Source organism: Kineococcus esterisolvens (genome assembly GCF_050871405.1).
GTDB lineage: Bacteria > Actinomycetota > Actinomycetes > Actinomycetales > Kineococcaceae > Kineococcus.
In genome coordinates, this window is sequence record NZ_JBJLRI010000060.1 from 1 (window position 1) to 17137 (window position 17137).

The window sequence follows — 17137 nt, forward strand, 5'->3', positions numbered from 1 at the left end:
GTCGCGAGGAGCGGGGCGGAGTGGACGGGGTGGGGGGGGGGGGGGGGGGTGGGGGGCGGGGCGGGGCGGGGGGGGCGGGGGGCCGGGGGGGCCGGCCCCCCCCCCCCCCCCCCCGGGCACAGGATCCGGCTTACAGGCCGGCTCGTCCGCCCCGCACCGCCGGGGCCCCGCGTCGCCACCGGCGCGCGGGGCCCCGGCGCGCTCACAGCGAGCCCAGCGACCAGCCCGCGACCTCGCTGATGCGGCCCCGCCACAGCAGGCCCTCCGCGATGCGCTGCGTGCCGTCGATCTGCGCGCCGGCCAGGTGCAGGAAGTCGTGGTGCCGGGGCTCGCCCGCGGGCCGCTGGCGGTCCACGGCGCGGAACAGGCGCTGCACGTCCTCCCCGACCCGGCGGCCCCCCGCCCCGCCGCGGGCCGCCCGTTCCAGGAACTGCTCCAGCCAGCGGTCGCGGCCGATGAGGGTCCCGGAGACGACCTGCCCCCCGGCGAACAGGGTGATGTCGAGCACCATCCCGAGGTCCGCCATCGCGGCCAGCCGCTCCAGGACGGCGTCTCCGCCGATGTCGAGGATCTCCTGCACGTCGTGATCGTCGGGCACGTCCCTCAGCGTAGGACCCCCGCCCCGGTGCCCGCTCAGGGGTGCACCCCGGCGCCGGGGTCGCCCGGGCCCGGCGCCGCGGCGCCCGCCGCGTCCCGGTTCGCCCGCCACGCCCGCTGCAGCCGCGGGTTGCCCGGCTCGGGGGCGGCGCCGCACACCACCTCGTGCAGCACCCGCGCCCCCACCTGCTCCGGCTCACCGGGGGAGGGCTCGGCGCGCCCGTCACGCACCCGCCAGCGCGTCGCGGCGGGCACCGACTCGGCCAGCACCGCGTCCTTCGCGAGCACCACCCGACCCTCCCCGTCCACGGCGCGGTAGACGTGCACGGGCGCCCGGCAGCGCGGGCACTCCTCCTCCGCGTACGGCCGGGCGGCTGCGCGCTCGGCCATGCGGGCCACGTGCCGCAGCACCTCGGAGGACTGCTGCCCCAGCGTCGGCGGCAGGCCCACGGGACGCTCCGGCGGCCCGGCGGCGCGCTGCGCGCGCCGCTCCCGGCCGAACCGCGCGGTGCAGCCGGCGCACACGCGCACGCGCACGCCCAGCCGCTCCTGCTCGCCGACGTCCTCCGAGCTGCCGCAGAACGCGCACACGGCGCCCGCGGGCTCCTCGTCCGGCTCCTCGCTCCGGGGGGCCGCACCGCCGGGGTCCTCGCTCACGCGGCCAGCATGCCCCGGCGCACCGACAGCCCAGGCACCGGCCCTCAGCCGCGCAGGGCCGGCACGACCTCGCGCTCGAACAGCTCGATGCCGCTGGTGTCGGTGGCCGCCTCGGGGAAGTACAGGACCGGGTAGCTCATGCCCGCCTCGACGACCGGCCGCAGCTTCTCCACGATCTGCTCCGGGGTGCCCACGCACGGCAGGTGCGGCGCGATCGAGCCGAGTTCGCGCTCCACGGCCGCGGCGCCGACGTGCCGCTCCAGCACGGCCCGGCGCGCGGCGATGCGCTCGGCGACCTCCGCCTCGTCCCGGCCGATCGCCACGTTGTAGTTCGCGCTGCGCACGATGGCGCCGAAGTCGGTGCCCACCTCGCGGCAGTGCTCCGCCAGCACCCGCGACTTGTGCGTGAAGCCCTCCAGCGTGCCGTCGAAGTTCGTGTACCGCGCGTGCTGGGCGGCGATGCGCAGCGTCTTGCGCTCACCGCCGCCGGCGATCCACAGCGGGATGCCGCCGTCCTGCAGGGGCAGCGGCCGGCAGATCGCCCCGTCGGTGCTGTAGTGCCTGCCCGAGAAGGTGCTGGTGCCGTCGCGCCACAGCTGGGACATGATCTGCACGCCCTCGTCCAGGCGCGCCAGGCGCTCGCCGGCGGAGGGGAAGCCGTAGCCGTAGGCGAGCCACTCGTGCTCGTACCAGCCGGCCCCGATGCCCATCTCCACGCGCCCGCCGGAGACGACGTCCACCGTCGCGGCGACCTTCGCCAGGTACGCCGGGTTGCGGTAGCTCATGCACGTGCACATCTGCCCCAGCCGGACGCGGTCCGTGACCGCGGCGAAGGCCGCCACCAGCGTCCACGCCTCGTGCGTGGCCTCGTCGGTGGGCTCGGGGACGGTGTGGAAGTGGTCGAAGACCCAGATCGACTCCCACACGTCCCCCGCGTCCGCGCGCTGCGCCAGCGAGCGCATCCTGCGCCAGTGCTCGGCGGGGGGCACCCCCGTCAGGTCGTGCTTCCAGCCCTGGGGCACGAAGAGTCCGAACCGCAGCGTCGCGTCGCTCATGGCCAGGACCCTAGCCCGCGCCCCGGTGCGCCCGGCAGGGCGAGCGGTGTCAGCGGCCCGTGCGGGACGCCGCCAGCGAGGCGGCCCCGATGATGCCCGCGTCGTTGCGCAGCGCCGCCGGCACGATCGGCGTGCGCAGGTCCAGCAGGGGCAGGAACTTCTCGTGCTTCTTGCTGACGCCGCCGCCCACGACGATCAGGTCCGGCCACAGCAGGTTCTCCAGGTGCGAGTAGTACCGCTGCAAGCGCTTGGCCCACTGCGCCCACGACAGGTCCTGGCGCTCGCGGGCGGAGTCGGCGGCCTTCTTCTCGGCGTCGTGCCCGCCGATCTCCAGGTGGCCCAGCTCGGTGTTCGGCACGAGCGTGCCGTCGACGACGAGCGCGCTGCCGATGCCGGTGCCGAGGGTGGTGACGACCACCACGCCCTTGACGCCCTTGGCGGCGCCGAAGGCGGCCTCGGCGTAGCCGGCGGCGTCGGCGTCGTTGACCACCAGCACCGGCCGACCCAGGGCGTCGGAGAACAGCGCCTCGGCGTCGGCGCCGATCCAGGAGGGGTCCACGTTCGCGGCGGTGCGCGTGATGCCGTGCTGGACGACCGCGGGGAAGGTGATGCCGACCGGCACGTCCGGTGCCACGTCGAACCCGGCCAGGACCTCGGCGACGACGGGCGCCACGGCCGCCGGGGTGGCCGGCTGCGGGGTGGCCAGGCGCACGCGCTCGGCGGTGAACTCCCCGGCGGCCAGGTCCACCGGCGCCGCCTTGATGCCGGAACCGCCGATGTCCACCCCCAGGGCCCGCGCCGGGCGCGCGGGGGAGGAGGTGCCGGGCAGGCCGCTGCTGGACGCCGTGGGAGTGCTCACCCCGCCGAGCCTAGGGACACCCGCGCCACGGCGCCGCCCGGCGCGCCGGACCTCAGCGCGCGGCGCGCGCCGTGCCCTCCTTGGGCATGACCACCCAGAGGACGAGGTACACGAGGACCTGCGTGCCGGGCAGGACGCAGGACAGCACGAACAGCAGTCGCACGACGTTCGCGGACAGCCCGAAGCGGTGTCCCAGGCCGGCGCACACGCCGGCGATCACCTTGCCTCGGACGGGGCGGACCAGACCGTTCACGGGGATCTCCTCTCGAGGGGTCTCACCCGTGCAACGGGTGGGCCCGCGCGCCGGTGCCCGCCCCTGGCGGGGCGTCAGGGGAGCGTCAGGACCTCCGCGCCGGTGTCGGTGACCACGATCGTGTGCTCGAACTGGGCCGTGCGCCGGCGGTCCTTCGTCACGACCGTCCAGCCGTCCTCCCACATGTCCCACTCGTGGGTGCCCAGGGTGAGCATCGGCTCGACGGTGAAGACCATGCCCGGTTCCATGACGGTGCCGTGCTCGGGCGCGGTGTCGTAGTGCGGCACGACGAGGCCGGAGTGGAACGCCGGGCCGACGCCGTGGCCGGTGAAGTCGCGCACGACGCCGTAGCCGAAGCGCTTGGCGTAGGCCTCGATGACGCGGCCGATGACGTTGATCGCCCGGCCGGGTGCGACCGCCCCGATGCCGCGGCGGGTGGCCTCGCGGGTGCGCTCGACCAGGAGGCGGGACTCCTCGTCGACCTCGCCGCACAGGTAGGTCGCGTTGTTGTCGCCGTGCACGCCGTCCAGGTAGGCGGTGACGTCGAGGTTCACGATGTCGCCGTCGCGCAGCACCGTGGAGTCGGGGATGCCGTGGCAGATGACCTCGTTGACGCTGGAGCACAGCGACTTGGGGAAGTTCCGGTACCCCAGCGTCGAGGGGTAGGCGCCGTGGTCGCAGAGGTACTCGTGGCAGACCCGGTCCAGCTCGTCGGTGGTCACGCCCGGCGCGATGCGCTTCGCCGCCTCCTCCATGGCCCTCGCCGCCAGTCGCCCGGCGCGCCGCACGCGCTCGACGGTCTCGGGGTCCAGCACGTGCGGGCCGGTGTAGGGGGTGGGGGCCGGCTTGTCCACGTACTCCGGCCGCGGGATCGACGCCGGCACCGGCCGCCGGGGGCCCACCGTCCCGGGGACGAGGTCGCCCGGGGGGGCGGTGGTGCCGGGGGTGGTGGTGCCGGAGCTCATGCGGGGAGTCTAGGTCGCGTGCGCGCGCGGGCCGCAGGGGCGAGGATGTCGGTGTGAGCGCAGGACCGTACTTCTACGACACGCGCACCGGTGAGGTGCAGGACGACGAGCACCGCGCGCCCGCCAGGTACCTGCTCGGCCCGTACGCCACCCGCGAGGAGGCCGCCCGGGCCCCGGAGCTGGCCCGGGCCCGCACGGAGGCGGAGGACCGCCGGGACGAGGAGGAGGAGGACGACTGGTGACGCACGGCGTGCCGGTGCGCACCCTCCCGCGGGCCCACCCGGGGGTCCACCGTGGGACGGATGCTGCGGGCACCCTTCCCGCGCCAGGATCGTTGGGCCGGTGCGGCTCCTAGGATGAGCCGGGCGTGGCAGCAGTCGATGACGAGGGGAACCGCCGGATGTCGGAGTCGCTGGACCTGAGCAAGCCGCTGACGCCGCCCGCGGCGCCGGCGCCGGCCGCGAGCGACCTGAGCCTGACGCCCCCGGCCCCGGTGCCCGTCGTGGCCGACGAGCAGGCCGAGAGCATGATCCCCCTCGACGAGGCGACCCGCGCGGAACTGGCCCGCAAGGCGCAGGCCTTCGTGGCGGACCTGGCGGCTCAGGACCCGCGCAGCCCCGCCTTCACCAAGCGCGTCGACGACATCACGCGCATGGGTGAGCAGGAGGTGCGCGCCTCGGCGCAGGTGTCCAACCGGATGCTCGAGCGCCCGGCGTCCTCGCTGGCCGGCGCGAAGGGGCAGAAGGCCTCCGGCCCCGGCGCCGACGCGCAGGTGAAGGTCGCCAACACGCTGCTGGACCTGCGCCGCACGGTCACCGAGCTGGACCCGGGCCGCGCCGACCTCAAGGGCGCGAAGAGGATTCTCGGGATCATCCCGATGGGCAACAAGATCCAGCGCTACTTCGAGCGCTACCAGGACGCGCAGTCCCAACTCGACGCCATCATCAAGGCCCTGGCCAGCGGGCAGGACGAGCTGCGCAAGGACAACGCCTCCATCGAGTCGGAGAAGCAGCACCTGTGGGCCACCATGGGCAAGCTCACCGAGTACGCCACGCTCGCCAAGGCCCTGGACGAGGCGACGGTCGTCAAGATCGAGGAGCTGCGGGTGACGAACCCGCAGGCCGCCGAGGCGCTCACGGCGGACGCGCTGTTCCCCATCCGCCAGCGCCACCAGGACCTGCTGACCCAGCTGGCCGTCAGCGTGCAGGGCTACCTGGCGCTGGACCTGGTGCGCAAGAACAACATCGAGCTCATCAAGGGCGTGGACCGCGCGCAGACCACCACGGTCGCCGCGCTGCGCACCGCAGTGGTCGTCGCGCAGGCGCTGGCCAACCAGAAGCTCGTGCTGGACCAGGTCAACGCCCTGAACACCACGACGAACCAGATGATCCTGTCGACCTCGGAGATGCTGAAGCAGCAGACCGGGCAGATCCACCAGCAGGCCGCCAGCGCCACGGTGGACGTGGCCACGTTGCAGAAGGCCTTCGACAACGTCTTCGCCACCATGGACGCCATCGACACCTTCAAGCAGCAGGCCGTCGTCAGCATGGCCTCCACCGTCGACGCGCTGGAGGGGCAGGTGCACCGCTCGCGCTCCTACCTGGAGCGGGCGCGCAACGGCGAGGGCGACGGTTCCGGCCCGGCGCTGCCGGGGCCGGGGCGGTGAGCGCGGTGGCCGAGCGGGCGCCGCGGTCGCTGCGGGCGCGGGCCGGCAGCGGCGACGCCGTCGTGCGCCGGCGCTCCGGCCCGGCCCAGGCGCCGCCGGAGGTCGTCTCGCGGCGGCTGCGCAGCCGCACCTGGCGCGCGGCCAACTCCTGGTGGCTGGCGATCCCCGCGGTGGGGCTCCCGTGGCTGGCGTTCCTGTACATGGGGCTGCGCGGACGGCGCCCGGGGTGGGTGGCGGCCGCGGCGGCGTACCTGGTGGCCTCCACCGGAGCGTTGGCGCTGTTCGCGCAGGGTTCCTGGTGGGTCCTGCTGGCGGCCCTGGTGGCGGCCGGCACGTGGGGGACGGGACTGGTGCACTCGATCATGGCGAACTCCCGCTGGCTTCGGATCAAGGCGGCCCTGGCCGGAGCGCAGGAGGCGCTGGAGCAGGCTCCGCCCGCTCCCGTCGAGCCGGCAGAGCCGGCCGACCCGGTGCAGGCGCTGCAGGCCCGGCTGCGCGAGACGGTCCAGCGCGCCAACCGAGCCGGCGGGCGCCTGCCGGACGGCGCCGTGCCCGCCGTGCGCGACGTGGAGGACGTGCTGCGCCCCGTGCTGGCGCACGTGGCCCGGCGCGGGGCCCAGGCCGAGGAGATGCACAACCTCGAGGCGATCGTGACCGAGTACCTGCCGGGTGCGCTGGAGCGCTACCTGGACCTGCCCGAGGACTACGCGCTGCACCACCGCGGTCCCACCGGCAGCACGCCCGCGCAGGAGCTGCTCAGCCAGCTCGGCCTCCTGCTGGAGGGTGCGCGCGAGCTGCAGCACGCCGTGTACGACCACGACGCGCGCCTGCTCAGCGAGCAGGGCCGCTTCCTGGACGCGAAGTTCCGCCGTTCCGACCTGGACCTGTAGGAGGACGTCGTGGGGGTCGACCTGGGCAGGGGCGGCGCGCAGCCGCCGGAGCCGCCGCGCGAGGGGTCGGGCGCGGCCGGCGGGCAGCCGCCGGCGACGGGCGCGCCCCTCCCGGTGCGCTCGACGCCGCCGCCGCCGCCGTTCCAGCCCAGGCCGCCGTCCCTGCCGCCGCTGCAGAAGAAGGCGCGCCGGGCGAAGGGGGCGAACGGGTCGCACGCGGCGTGCAGCGCCGACGAGGCCGAGGCGCGCGAGCTGGAGGAGCTCGGCATCGACGAGTCCCGGCTGACGCCCCTGGGGGCCACCCTGCCCAAGGTGGGCTTCGTGCCCGACCCCGTTCTGCAGGCGGTCCGCTTCGGCTGGATGGGCCTGTGGATCACCCTGTTCGCCGTCAGCTGGACCGCCGTGGCGCTCGTGGTGATGTTCACCTGGATCGGCGCGAACGCCGCCTACGAGACGCACAAGAAGGAGCTGCGGCGCAAGCGCAAGCGGGAGATGCGTGCCCTGCGCGCCGAGGCCGCCGGTGGTCCGCCCGCGCTCACCGGCCCCACCGGGGGCGCCCGTGCGCTGACCCGCCCGCCGGCCGCCCCGCCGCGGCCCTTCCCCGGGCGGCAGGTCCCCGAGGCGGTGCCCCCGATCAGCGAGGCGGAGCGCGCGCTCATCGCCACCGTGCACCGCGCCGACTCCAGCGGCCGGTTCGAGCGCGCAGACGTCGTCCTCGTGCACGAGGTCGCCGAGCTGCTGGGCCCGCTGCTGCTGCGCGTCGCCGAGCGCGGCGCCGACCCCCGGGTGCGCCACGACCTGGAGACCCTGGCCACCGAGCACCTGCCGCGCACCGTCGAGGACTACCTCGCCCTGCCCCCGGACTACGCGCGCGAGCACCGCACGGCCGCGGGCACCACCCCGGCGGAGGAGCTGCGCAACCAGCTGCACCTGCTGCTGGAGGGGTGCCGTCGGCTGCGCGACGCCGTGCACGACGCCGACGTGGACCGCCAGCAGCAGCAGAGCCGGTTCCTGGAGGCGAAGTTCCGCCGCAGCGAGCTGGACCTGTGACCCCGACGACCCCGACGATCCCGACGACCGCGACGACCGCGACGACCGCGACGACCGCGACGACCGCGCGCGGCCCCGTCCCCCCGACCCCCGGCAGGAGCCGATCGTGACCCTCGACGTCCAGCTGGTCGGCACCACCACGCAGATGGCCGTGGTCACCCTGCGGCCGGGCCAGGTCGTGTACGCCGAGGCGGGCAAGTTCCTGTTCTCCTCCGGCGACGTGGCGGTGGAGACCAAGCTGTCCGCCCCCGGCGAGAAGTCCGAGGGCGGCCTCGGCGGGCTGCTGCGCGGCGCCGTCGGCGCCGGCAAGCGGGTGCTGGCGGGGGAGTCCTTCGCCTTCCAGCACTTCTCGACCCCCGGCGGTGACGGGCTGCTGGGACTGGCCGGTGTGCTGCCCGGCGAGATGCGCCACCTGGAGCTGGACGGCTCCACCACCTGGTTCGCCGAGAAGGACGCCTTCGTGGCCGCCGAGGCCGGGGTCCACTTCGACATCGCCTTCTCCGGCCTGGGCCAGGGCCTGATGGGCGGGGAGGGCTTCATCCTGGAGCGCTTCACCGGCCGCGGGTCGCTGCTCATCGCCGGCGCCGGGGACTTCATCGACCTCAACCCCGCGGACTACGGCGGCACGGTGCGCGTGGACACCGGCTGCATCGTGGCCTGGGACGACGGGGTCCAGTACAGCGTGGAGACGGTCGGGCGGCTGAACCGGCAGGGCATCATGAGCGCCGTCTTCGGCGGCGAGGGCCTGACCCTGGCCACGTTGCGGGGCAACGGCCGCGTCATCCTGCAGTCCGTCACCATCGAGGGCTTCGCCAAGGCGCTGGCCAAGAACGCCGTCAAGCCCGACCAGCAGGGGCTGGGCGCCATCGGCGGCCTGTTCTCCGGCTCGCGGGGCTGAGCGACGCACCGGCGGAACCACCCCGGCCCCCGCGCACGTTCAGCGGGGGCGGGCACCGCCCGCACGACCGACGAACGACCGACCAACGAAACGGAGCGCACACCATGGGCGTCAGCCTCAGCAAGGGCGGCAACGTCTCCCTCTCCAAGGAGGCGCCGGGCATGACCCGGGCCGTCGTCGGGCTCGGCTGGGACGCGAACAGCTTCACCGGCTCGGAGTTCGACCTCGACGCGCAGGCGATCATGGTCGGGGCCAACGGCAAGGTCCCCAACGACGGCTACTTCGTCTTCTTCAACCAGCTGAAGTCCCCCGAGGGCTCCGTGGAGCACACCGGTGACAACCGCACCGGTGAGGGCGACGGCGACGACGAGAAGATCAACGTCGACCTCTCCGGGATCCCCGCGGAGATCGAGAAGGTCGTCTTCACCGTGGCCATCTACGACGCCGACACCCGCAAGCAGTCCTTCGGTCAGGTCCGCAACGCCTTCATCCGCGTGGTGAACGCCGACGGCGGGACCGAGGTCGCCCGCTACGACCTGTCCGAGGACGCCTCCACCGAGACCGCCATGGTCTTCGGCGAGCTGTACCGCAACGGCAGCGACTGGAAGTTCCGCGCCGTCGGGCAGGGGTACGCCGACGGCCTGCGCGGCATCGCGACGGACTTCGGCGTCAGCGTCTGACACCCCCCACAGCGGTGCGGGAGACCGCCGCGCGGCCCCGGGCCGCGCGGCGGTTCGCCGTGCACCGCCGCTCCTGAGAAGGTGCGGTGTCCGGCCCGCGCGAGGGGCCCTCACGAACAGGAAGCAGACGCGTGATCCTCAAGACCTACGGCTGGTCGTTCGCCGTGACGATCGCCGGGCTGGTGCTGGCCGCCTGGTACGGCCTCACGGCCCACCTCGGCATCTTCCAGGCCCTGCTCCTGGTGAGCATCCTCTGCGTCCTGGAGATCAGCCTGTCCTTCGACAACGCCGTCGTGAACGCGACGGTGCTGGAGAGGATGAGCGACTTCTGGCAGAAGATCTTCCTCAGCATCGGCATCATCATCGCCGTCTTCGGCATGCGGCTGGTCTTCCCGATCCTGCTGGTCAGCGTCACCGCCGGCCTCGGACCGGTCGAGACGGTCGAGCTCGCCCTGCGCGGGGGCGACCCCGAGGAGCCGGGCACGTACGGCTACGAGCTGAACCAGGCGCACCCGACCATCGCGGCCTTCGGCGGCATGTTCCTGCTGATGCTCTTCCTCAACTTCTTCTTCGGCGAGAAGGAGCACCACTGGCTCAAGCCGCTGGAGCACCTGGGGGAGCGGCTGGGCAAGCTGGAGGCCGTGCAGGTCGTCGTCGCCGGCGCGGTACTGCTGGTGGCGGCGGAGACGTTCGCGACCGACCACGGCCGCACCGTCCTGGCCTCCGGCCTCGCGGGCATCCTGACCTACCTGCTGGTCAACGGTCTCGGTGAGCTGTTCAACGTCGAGGACCACCTGGAGCACTCCGAGGGGCACGGGCAGGCGGCGGAGGGCACGCCCGTCGAGGGCGGCGGCGCGGCCGTCCCCGGTCAGCGCGGCACCGGCGGCCCGACCCCGGTGGCGAAGGCGACCGGCAAGGCGGCGTTCTTCCTCTTCCTGTACCTGGAGGTCCTGGACGCCTCGTTCTCCTTCGACGGCGTCATCGGCGCGTTCGCCATCACCTCCGACCCGATCATCATCGCGATCGGGCTGGGCGTGGGCGCCATGTACATCCGCTCCATGACGGTGCACCTGGTCAAGGAGGGGACGCTCGCGCAGTACCCGTACCTGGAGAACGGCGCGCTGTGGGCCATCGGCGCCCTCGCCGTCATCCTCATCATCAGCATCGAGGTGCACATCCCCGAGGTCATCACCGGCCTCATCGGCCTGGCCTTCATCGTGGCGGCCCTCATCAGCTCCATCGTGCGCAACCGCCGCCACCCCGAGGAGGCGCACGTGGAGGCGCACGCCCCGGCGCACTGAGGGCGGCCGACGCACCGGTGGCACGGCGCGGGGCCGTGAGCCCGGCAGGGGTGGTGAGCACGGCAGGGGTGGTGAGCACGGAGGAGGACATCGGGTGGCGGGCGTGAATCGGCCGGCCGAGGAGGTGCACAACTTCCTGGGCAGGCCCGGGCCGCGGCGCAGCGACCGCACGCTGGGCGACCACCTGGCGCCCGCGCGCGCCTCCCGGCAGGCGCCGGGCCCCGCGCCCTCGCCCGCACCGCGGCCCGCCGCCGTCCCCCCGCCGTCCCCCCGCGTGACCGCCCGACCGCCCGCGGCGCCCCCTCCGGTCCCCACCGCCGCTCCCGTCCCGGTGGGGACCGCCCGCCGGTCCGAGGCCCTCACGGTGCTCGACGACGAGCGGCCCGCCGTGCGCGTGCCGGCCGGCGAGCGCGGCACCGGCACCCTGCGCGTGGAGCTGGAGTGGGAGCCGCAGGTGACCCCCTCGGGGCTGCAGCGGTCCACGGACCTCCACCTGGGCTGCCTGTGGGAGACGCGCGACCGCCGCAGCGGCGCCGTGCAGTCCCTCGGTGAACTGCTCGCGGCCCCCGGGTACGGTGCCCGCCAGGTGCTGCGGCTGGGGGCCCGCAGCGAGGAGGGCGAGGAGCTCCTGGTGGACACCCGGCACCTGGAGCTGCTGCGCCGCCTCGTGCTGTACGTCTACACCGTCCGGCAGCAGGCGCCCGACTACGCGGCCCTGGCGCCGCGCATCACGCTGCGCCGCCGCGACGGGGCCCGGCTGCAGGCGTGGGCCGGCGGCGCCCCCGCCGGTGCACGAACCTGCGCCCTCGTCTCCGTCCACGACGTGGCCGGGGAGCTGGTGGTCCGCCGGGAGAACGAGTTCTTCCCCGGCCCGCAGCAGGAGGTCGCCGAGGCCTACGGCTTCGACGACCTCGTCTGGGGCCCCGGGGGCGACGTGCCCCGGCACGCCTGAAGGCCCCCGGAAGACCGAGAAGACCCGAGAAGACCGATCGACAGGAGCAGACACGTGGTCGACCTCACCAAGGGCCAGAAGCTGTCGCTGAGCAAGTCCGGCGGCGGGTCGCTCACCCGCGTCTCGATGGGCCTGGGCTGGGACGCCGTCGCCAAGGGGTTCCTGGGCCGCCGCAAGTCCATCGACGTGGACCTGGACGCGTCCTGCCTGCTGTTCGACGCCGCCGGGCAGCTGGTGGACACGGTCTGGTTCCAGCAGCTGCGCAGCAAGGACGGTTCGGTGACCCACACCGGGGACAACCTCACCGGTGAGGGCGAGGGCGACGACGAGGTGATCGTCGTGGACCTGCCCGCGGTCCCCGCGCGGGTCACCACGCTCGTGTTCACCGTCAACAGCTTCACCGGGCAGGACTTCTCCTCCATCGAGAACGCCTACTGCCGGTTGCTGGACACCGCGCAGCCGCAGGCGGTCGAGCTGGCCCGCTACCGGCTCACCGGGTCCGGCAGCCACACGGCCCAGGTGATGGCCTCGCTCAGCCGCGAGGGTTCCGGCTGGTCCATGACCGCCATCGGCCAGGCCGCCTCCGGGCGCACCTTCCGCGACCTCCTGCCGGCCATCACCCCGCACCTCTGAGCCCTCCGCGCCCACCCACCCGCCCACCCGCCCACCCGCCCACCTCTCCAACCAGACGGGAGGAGGAGCGCCGCCGTGCGCCACTTCGCCGAGCTCGACCCCGGGCGCACCGACGCGCTGTTCCTCCACCCGCCGCAGCCGGTCGACCTGACCGCCGGGCGCGACGAGCTCGCCGTCGCGCTCGGCGCCACGCTGTACTGCCCCGCCACCCGTCAGCGCCTGGCCGCCGACCTGCTGCGTCTGGCCCGGCGCGGGGTGCTCAGCGCGGTCGCGTGCCTGGAGGACTCCGTGCCCGACGACCTCGTCGGGCAGGCCGAGGAGACGCTGGTGCGCGAGCTGGCCGACCTGGCCCGTCACCCCGAGTGGGCCGGCGACCCCCCGCTCATGCTGTTCGTGCGCGCCCGCACCCCCGAGCAGCTGCTCAGCGTGGTCGAGCGCAGCGGCGTCGGACTGGACTGCCTCCTGGGGTTCGTGCTGCCCAAGTTCGGCGGCGCGGACCAGCCGCCGCCGCAGCGGTGGATGGAGGCGGTGCGGCGCGCCTCCGAGCTGGCCGGACGGCGGCTGTGGGCGATGCCCGTGCTGGAGAGCCGCGACGTCGCCCACCTCGACACCCGCCACGAGGCGCTGTTCGGCATCCGCGACGTCCTCGACCAGCACCGCGACCTCGTGCTGGCCGTGCGCACCGGCGCCACGGACCTGTCCGCCGCCTACGGCCTGCGCCGCCCGCGCGGCGCCACCGTGTGGGACGTTCGGGTCGTCGCCGGCGTCCTGGGCGACGTCATCAACGTCCTGGGGCGCGCCGACGGCAGCGGGTACCCCATCACCGCCCCGGTGTGGGAGCACTTCACCTCCGGCGAGCGCGTCTTCCGCACCACCCTGTCCGCGGGGCCGTTCACGGGCTCCGGCGCGGAGGAGCTGCGTGAGCAGCTCATCGCCGAGGACCTCGACGGACTGGTGCGCGAGCTGGAGCTGGACCGCGTCAACGGCCTGCAGGGCAAGACGGTCATCCACCCCTCGCACGTGGCCGTGGTGCACGCCGTGTCGGTGGTGACCCACGAGGACTTCTGCGACGCCTGCGACGTGCTCGCCCAGGCGGCCGGCGGGGTGATGGCCTCCAGCTACCGCAACAAGATGAACGAGGCGGGCCCGCACCGGCCGTGGGCCGAGCGGGTCCTGGCGCGCGCCCGAGCGTTCGGCGTGGCCCGCGAGGACGTCACCTACGCGCACCTTCTCCAGGCGCAGGACGACGCCTGGCAGGCGTTCGCGCGGCCCGCCGGAGCGCGCTCGTGAGGACCGCGGGCACCTGGGCGGGCTCGTGGGTGCGCGAGCGGCTGGGCGCCGGCCTGGAGGGCCCGCCGGGCACCGACGGCCTGGACGTGCACGACCTGCTGGGCCTGGCGCTGCGGCGCAACCCCCGGCGCGCGCACCTGCTGGTCTCCACGGTGCTGGGCAAGCACGTGCCCACCGACCCGCGCGTGGTGCGGGCCGCGGGGTTGCGCCTGGGAGCGCTGGCCGCCGCGGCGCTCGGCGCGCCCACGGGGCCCGGACCGCGGGCCGCGACGTGGCGGGCGGCGCTGGCCGGGGACGGCGCCGCGGCCGCGGAGGTGCTGGACGCCGCCCTCGCCGCCACCGCGGCCGTGCCGGCGGCCCTGGTCGTCGGGTACGCCGAGACCGCCACCGGCCTGGGACAGGCCGTGGCCGAGGCGCTGGGCTGCGCCTGCCTGCACTCCACCCGCCGCGCCGTGCCCGGCGCGCGCGGGTACGCCGGGTTCGAGGAGGAGCACTCCCACGCCACCGGTCACCAGCTGCTGCCGGCCGAGGCCGCCGTGCGCGAGCGGCTGGCGGACCCGGCCGCCCCGCTGGTCCTCGTCGACGACGAGCTGTCCACCGGCCGGACCGTCGCGAACACGCTGCGCGCGCTGCACGCGCGCACCCCGCGCGAGCGGTACGTCGTGGCCGGGCTGGTGGACGTGCGCTCGCCGGCCGACCGGGAGCGCCTGCAGGACCTCGCCGCCGAGCTGGGGGCCGGGGTGGACGTGGTCGCCCTGGCCGCCGGTTCCGTGCGCCTGCCGGGCGACGTGCTGGAGCGCGGCTCACGGCTCGTGGCGGCGGCCGCCCCCGTCCTGCCGCGCGAAGGCCCCGTGCCGCCCGCGCCCGTGGAACTGCCCGTCCCGTGGCCGGACGGGGTGCCCACCACAGCCCGCTTCGGCACCGCGCCGCGGCACGCCGCGGCCGCGGCCGCCGCCGACCTCGCCGGCCCGCTCGCCGACCGGCTGACGGGGACGGGCGACGTCCTGGTGCTGGCCAGCGAGGAGCTCATGCACGCCCCGCTGCTGCTGGCCGCTCAGCTGGCCCAGCGCCCCGGGACCGCGGTGCGGTTCTCCTCCACCACCCGTTCCCCGGTGCTGGCGGTCGACGCCGAGGGCTACGCGGTGCGCTCCTCGGTCGCCTTCCGCAGCCACGACCCGGCCGTGGACGGCCCCGGGGTGCGTTACGCCCACAACGCCGCGCGCGAGCGCCCGTGGGGTGCGCTGGTGCTCGTGGTGGACTCGGCCTCCACCGCCGCCGCCCTGCGCGCCCCCGACGGCGCCCTGGCCGCCCTGGCGCCGCTGGCCGAGCGCCTGCACCTGGTGACCCTGCCCGCCGACGTCTGGAGCCCCCGCGCGTGAGCACCCACCTGCCCGAGCCCCTGACGGGACCGGCGTTCTCCAGCTACACCGCCGACGAGGTGGCCTGGCTGCTGACCGACCTGTCGGGAGTGGCGCTGGAGGCGCCCGCCGAGGAGCGCGAGGAGGCCGTGCAGTCCGGCGGCGCCCACTACGCGGAGTCGCTGCCGGTGGAGTACGTGCCCGGCGCCGAGTACGGCGCGCTGTTCGAAGCCGCGCTGCAGCGCACCGCGCGCCGCGTGGCCCTGGGCGTGGGGGTGGTGGCCGAGCTGCTGCGCGCCGAGCGCGGCGAGGACCTGGTGGTGGCGTCCCTGGCGCGCGCCGGCACGCCGGTGGGGGTGCTGCTGCGGCGCTGGGCGGCGCGCGCGGGCCTGAACTGGCCGCACTACGCGGTCTCGATCGTGCGCGGGCGCGGCATCGACGCGCTGGCGCTGCGCTGGCTGGCGGCGCACCACGACCCGGGGCGCGTGGTGTTCCTGGACGCGTGGACGGGCAAGGGCGCCATCGCGCGGGAGCTGTCGGCGGCGCTGGCCGCCTCGGGCGTGGCGGGGTTCCGCGACGACCTGGCGGTGCTTGCCGACCCGGGCTCGTGCGTGCGCACCTTCGGCAGCCGGGAGGACTACCTGGTGCCCTCGGCGTGCCTGAACTCCACCGTCTCCGGTCTGGTGAGCCGCACCGTGCTCAACGACCGGCTCATCGGGCCGGGCCGCTTCCACGGCGCGAAGTTCTACGCCGAGCTGGCCGGGGCCGACGTCTCGCGCCGCTTCCTGGACGTGGTGTCCGGGTTCTTCGACGAGGTGGCCGGTGAGGTCCCCGCCACCGCGGGGGCGGTGCTGCGCGGGGAGCGGGAACCGACGTTCGCCGGCTGGGCGGAGGTGGAGCGGATCTCGGCCGAGTTCGGCATCGGCGACGTGAACCTCGTCAAGCCGGGGGTGGGTGAGACCACGCGGGTGCTGCTGCGCAGGGTGCCGTGGCGGGTGCTGGTACGCCCCGAGGGGGAGCTGGAGCACCCCGGGGACCTGGCGCACCTGCGGCTGCTGGCCGACCAGCGGGACGTGCCGGTGCAGGAGGTGCCGGGCCTGGCGTACAGCGCGGTCGGCCTGATCCACCCCCGCTACACGCGCGGGGCCACGGGAGCGGACGGGCGCGCGGCGTCGGGGGCGAGGTGAGCGGCCTGCTGGCGGCCAGCGACCTGGACCAGACGCTGGTGTTCTCCGAGCGCTCGGCCGGGGCGGACGTGTCCACCCTGGTGCCGGTGGAGGAGTACGACGGGCGCACGATCTCCTGGGTGACGCCCACCGCGTGGGGGCTGCTGGGCGAGCTGGTGGCCTCCGGCGCGTTCGTGCCGGTGACGACGCGCACGCCCGAGCAGTACCGGCGCATCCGCTGGCCGCACCACCCGCCGCGGACCGCGGTGTGCGCGAACGGCGGCGTGGTCCTGGTGGACGGCGCGGCGGACGAGGCGTGGACGGCCGAGGTGCGCACCCGCCTGCGGGACTGCGCGCCGCTGGAGCGGGTGCACGCCGAGGTGGCCCGCGCGGTGGGCCGCGCGCACGCCGCGGTGCCGGGATCGGCGGAACCGGCGGTGCGTGACGTGCCGGGCCTCTTCTGCTACGCGGTGCTGCGCGACGGTCAGCGGCCCGTGCTGGAGGGGCCGGCGTTGGGGGACCTGACGGCGCTGCTGGACGGCTGGGGGTACGCGGTCTCGCTGCAGGGCCGCAAGCTGTACGCGGTGCCGCGGCCGCTGACGAAGTCGGCGGCGGTGGCCGAGGTGGTGCGCCGCGGCGGGTTCACGGGTTTCGCGGCGGCCGGCGACTCGCTGCTGGACGTGGACCTGCTCGTGGCCGCCCGCGAGGCGGTGCGCCCGGGCCACGGTGAGCTGCTGCGCACCGGCTGGGAGCACCCGGCCGCCCGCCTGCTCGGCGCGTCCGGTGCGGCCGCCGGTGAGGAGATCGCGCGCTGGCTGCTGGGGGTCGTGGCCCCGCCCGGCGCCCCCGTCTGACCGGGCCCGGGCG

At 75.3% G+C, this 17137-nt stretch carries 17 protein-coding genes and 1 pseudogene; 12 read left to right on the top strand and 6 right to left on the bottom strand.

Annotated features, from left to right (window positions below; genetic code table 11):
- Positions 1 to 202: 202 nt before the first annotated feature.
- From ACRYR8_RS16305 to map, 6 genes are all read right to left on the bottom strand, one after another.
- Positions 203 to 598 (bottom strand): GvpU-like protein, encoded by a 396-nt coding sequence (locus ACRYR8_RS16305; protein WP_432485716.1) that lies wholly within the window; start codon positions 596 to 598, stop codon positions 203 to 205.
- Between the two features lie 35 nt (positions 599 to 633).
- A complete protein-coding gene (locus ACRYR8_RS16310; protein ID WP_432485718.1) occupies positions 634 to 1254 on the bottom strand; it encodes a DUF6083 domain-containing protein in 621 nt (206 codons plus the stop codon).
- Between the two features lie 44 nt (positions 1255 to 1298).
- A complete protein-coding gene (locus ACRYR8_RS16315) occupies positions 1299 to 2294 on the bottom strand; it encodes an LLM class F420-dependent oxidoreductase (protein WP_432485752.1) in 996 nt (331 codons plus the stop codon).
- A gap of 64 nt (positions 2295 to 2358) precedes the next feature.
- Entirely contained in the window at positions 2359 to 3138 is a 780-nt protein-coding gene (ppgK, locus tag ACRYR8_RS16320; protein WP_432485754.1) for a polyphosphate--glucose phosphotransferase, read from the bottom strand.
- Positions 3139 to 3220: 82 nt separating this feature from the next.
- Positions 3221 to 3412, bottom strand: a complete 192-nt coding sequence (locus ACRYR8_RS16325; protein WP_432485756.1) for a PspC domain-containing protein — start codon at positions 3410 to 3412, stop codon at positions 3221 to 3223.
- A gap of 83 nt (positions 3413 to 3495) precedes the next feature.
- Positions 3496 to 4386 (bottom strand): type I methionyl aminopeptidase, encoded by an 891-nt coding sequence (gene map / locus ACRYR8_RS16330; RefSeq protein WP_432485720.1) that lies wholly within the window; start codon positions 4384 to 4386, stop codon positions 3496 to 3498.
- A 53-nt stretch (positions 4387 to 4439) separates the two neighbouring features.
- On the opposite strand from map, the gene ACRYR8_RS16335 reads away from it, so the two are divergent.
- The 12 genes and pseudogenes from ACRYR8_RS16335 to ACRYR8_RS16390 all read left to right on the top strand — a co-directional run bounded on the left by ACRYR8_RS16335 (position 4440) and on the right by ACRYR8_RS16390 (position 17124).
- On the top strand, positions 4440 to 4628 hold the full coding sequence (locus ACRYR8_RS16335) for a hypothetical protein (protein WP_432485722.1): 189 nt from the start codon (positions 4440 to 4442) through the stop codon (positions 4626 to 4628).
- Positions 4629 to 4786: 158 nt separating this feature from the next.
- A complete protein-coding gene (locus ACRYR8_RS16340; RefSeq protein ID WP_432485758.1) occupies positions 4787 to 6052 on the top strand; it encodes a toxic anion resistance protein in 1266 nt (421 codons plus the stop codon).
- A gap of 5 nt (positions 6053 to 6057) precedes the next feature.
- The gene (locus tag ACRYR8_RS16345; RefSeq protein ID WP_432485724.1) at positions 6058 to 6942 is read left to right on the top strand and encodes a hypothetical protein; all 885 of its coding nucleotides are present in this window, start codon (positions 6058 to 6060) and stop codon (positions 6940 to 6942) included.
- 9 nt (positions 6943 to 6951) lie between these two features.
- A complete protein-coding gene (locus ACRYR8_RS16350) occupies positions 6952 to 7992 on the top strand; it encodes a hypothetical protein (protein WP_432485726.1) in 1041 nt (346 codons plus the stop codon).
- A 106-nt stretch (positions 7993 to 8098) separates the two neighbouring features.
- Positions 8099 to 8890: an AIM24 family protein gene (locus ACRYR8_RS16355; protein ID WP_432485728.1), complete on the top strand. Its 792-nt coding sequence runs from the start codon at positions 8099 to 8101 to the stop codon at positions 8888 to 8890.
- Positions 8891 to 8994: 104 nt separating this feature from the next.
- Complete coding sequence (locus ACRYR8_RS16360; RefSeq protein WP_432485730.1) at positions 8995 to 9570, top strand: TerD family protein; 576 nt, start codon at positions 8995 to 8997, stop codon at positions 9568 to 9570.
- A 131-nt stretch (positions 9571 to 9701) separates the two neighbouring features.
- Positions 9702 to 10871 (top strand): DUF475 domain-containing protein, encoded by a 1170-nt coding sequence (locus ACRYR8_RS16365; protein WP_432485732.1) that lies wholly within the window; start codon positions 9702 to 9704, stop codon positions 10869 to 10871.
- A gap of 94 nt (positions 10872 to 10965) precedes the next feature.
- On the top strand, positions 10966 to 11823 hold the full coding sequence (locus ACRYR8_RS16370) for a hypothetical protein (RefSeq protein WP_432485734.1): 858 nt from the start codon (positions 10966 to 10968) through the stop codon (positions 11821 to 11823).
- Between the two features lie 54 nt (positions 11824 to 11877).
- On the top strand, positions 11878 to 12456 hold the full coding sequence (locus ACRYR8_RS16375; RefSeq protein ID WP_432485736.1) for a TerD family protein: 579 nt from the start codon (positions 11878 to 11880) through the stop codon (positions 12454 to 12456).
- A gap of 75 nt (positions 12457 to 12531) precedes the next feature.
- Positions 12532 to 13746 (top strand): HpcH/HpaI aldolase/citrate lyase family protein, encoded by a 1215-nt coding sequence (locus tag ACRYR8_RS16380; RefSeq protein ID WP_432485738.1) that lies wholly within the window; start codon positions 12532 to 12534, stop codon positions 13744 to 13746.
- A pseudogene (locus tag ACRYR8_RS16385) lies at positions 13743 to 16291 on the top strand (phosphoribosyltransferase domain-containing protein). Before ACRYR8_RS16380 ends, ACRYR8_RS16385 begins: the two are co-directional and overlap by 4 nt.
- Positions 16288 to 17124 (top strand): HAD family hydrolase, encoded by an 837-nt coding sequence (locus tag ACRYR8_RS16390; protein ID WP_432485740.1) that lies wholly within the window; start codon positions 16288 to 16290, stop codon positions 17122 to 17124. The pseudogene ACRYR8_RS16385 and the gene ACRYR8_RS16390 overlap by 4 nt, the downstream one beginning before the upstream one ends.
- Positions 17125 to 17137: the final 13 nt, after the last annotated feature.

Coding starts and splice junctions, on each gene's coding strand:
- map (WP_432485720.1), bottom strand. CDS start 4,386: ATGAGCTCCGGCACCACCACCCCCGGCACCACCGCCCCCCCGGGCGAC.
- ACRYR8_RS16360 (WP_432485730.1), top strand. CDS start 8,995: ATGGGCGTCAGCCTCAGCAAGGGCGGCAACGTCTCCCTCTCCAAGGAG.
- ACRYR8_RS16340 (WP_432485758.1), top strand. CDS start 4,787: ATGTCGGAGTCGCTGGACCTGAGCAAGCCGCTGACGCCGCCCGCGGCG.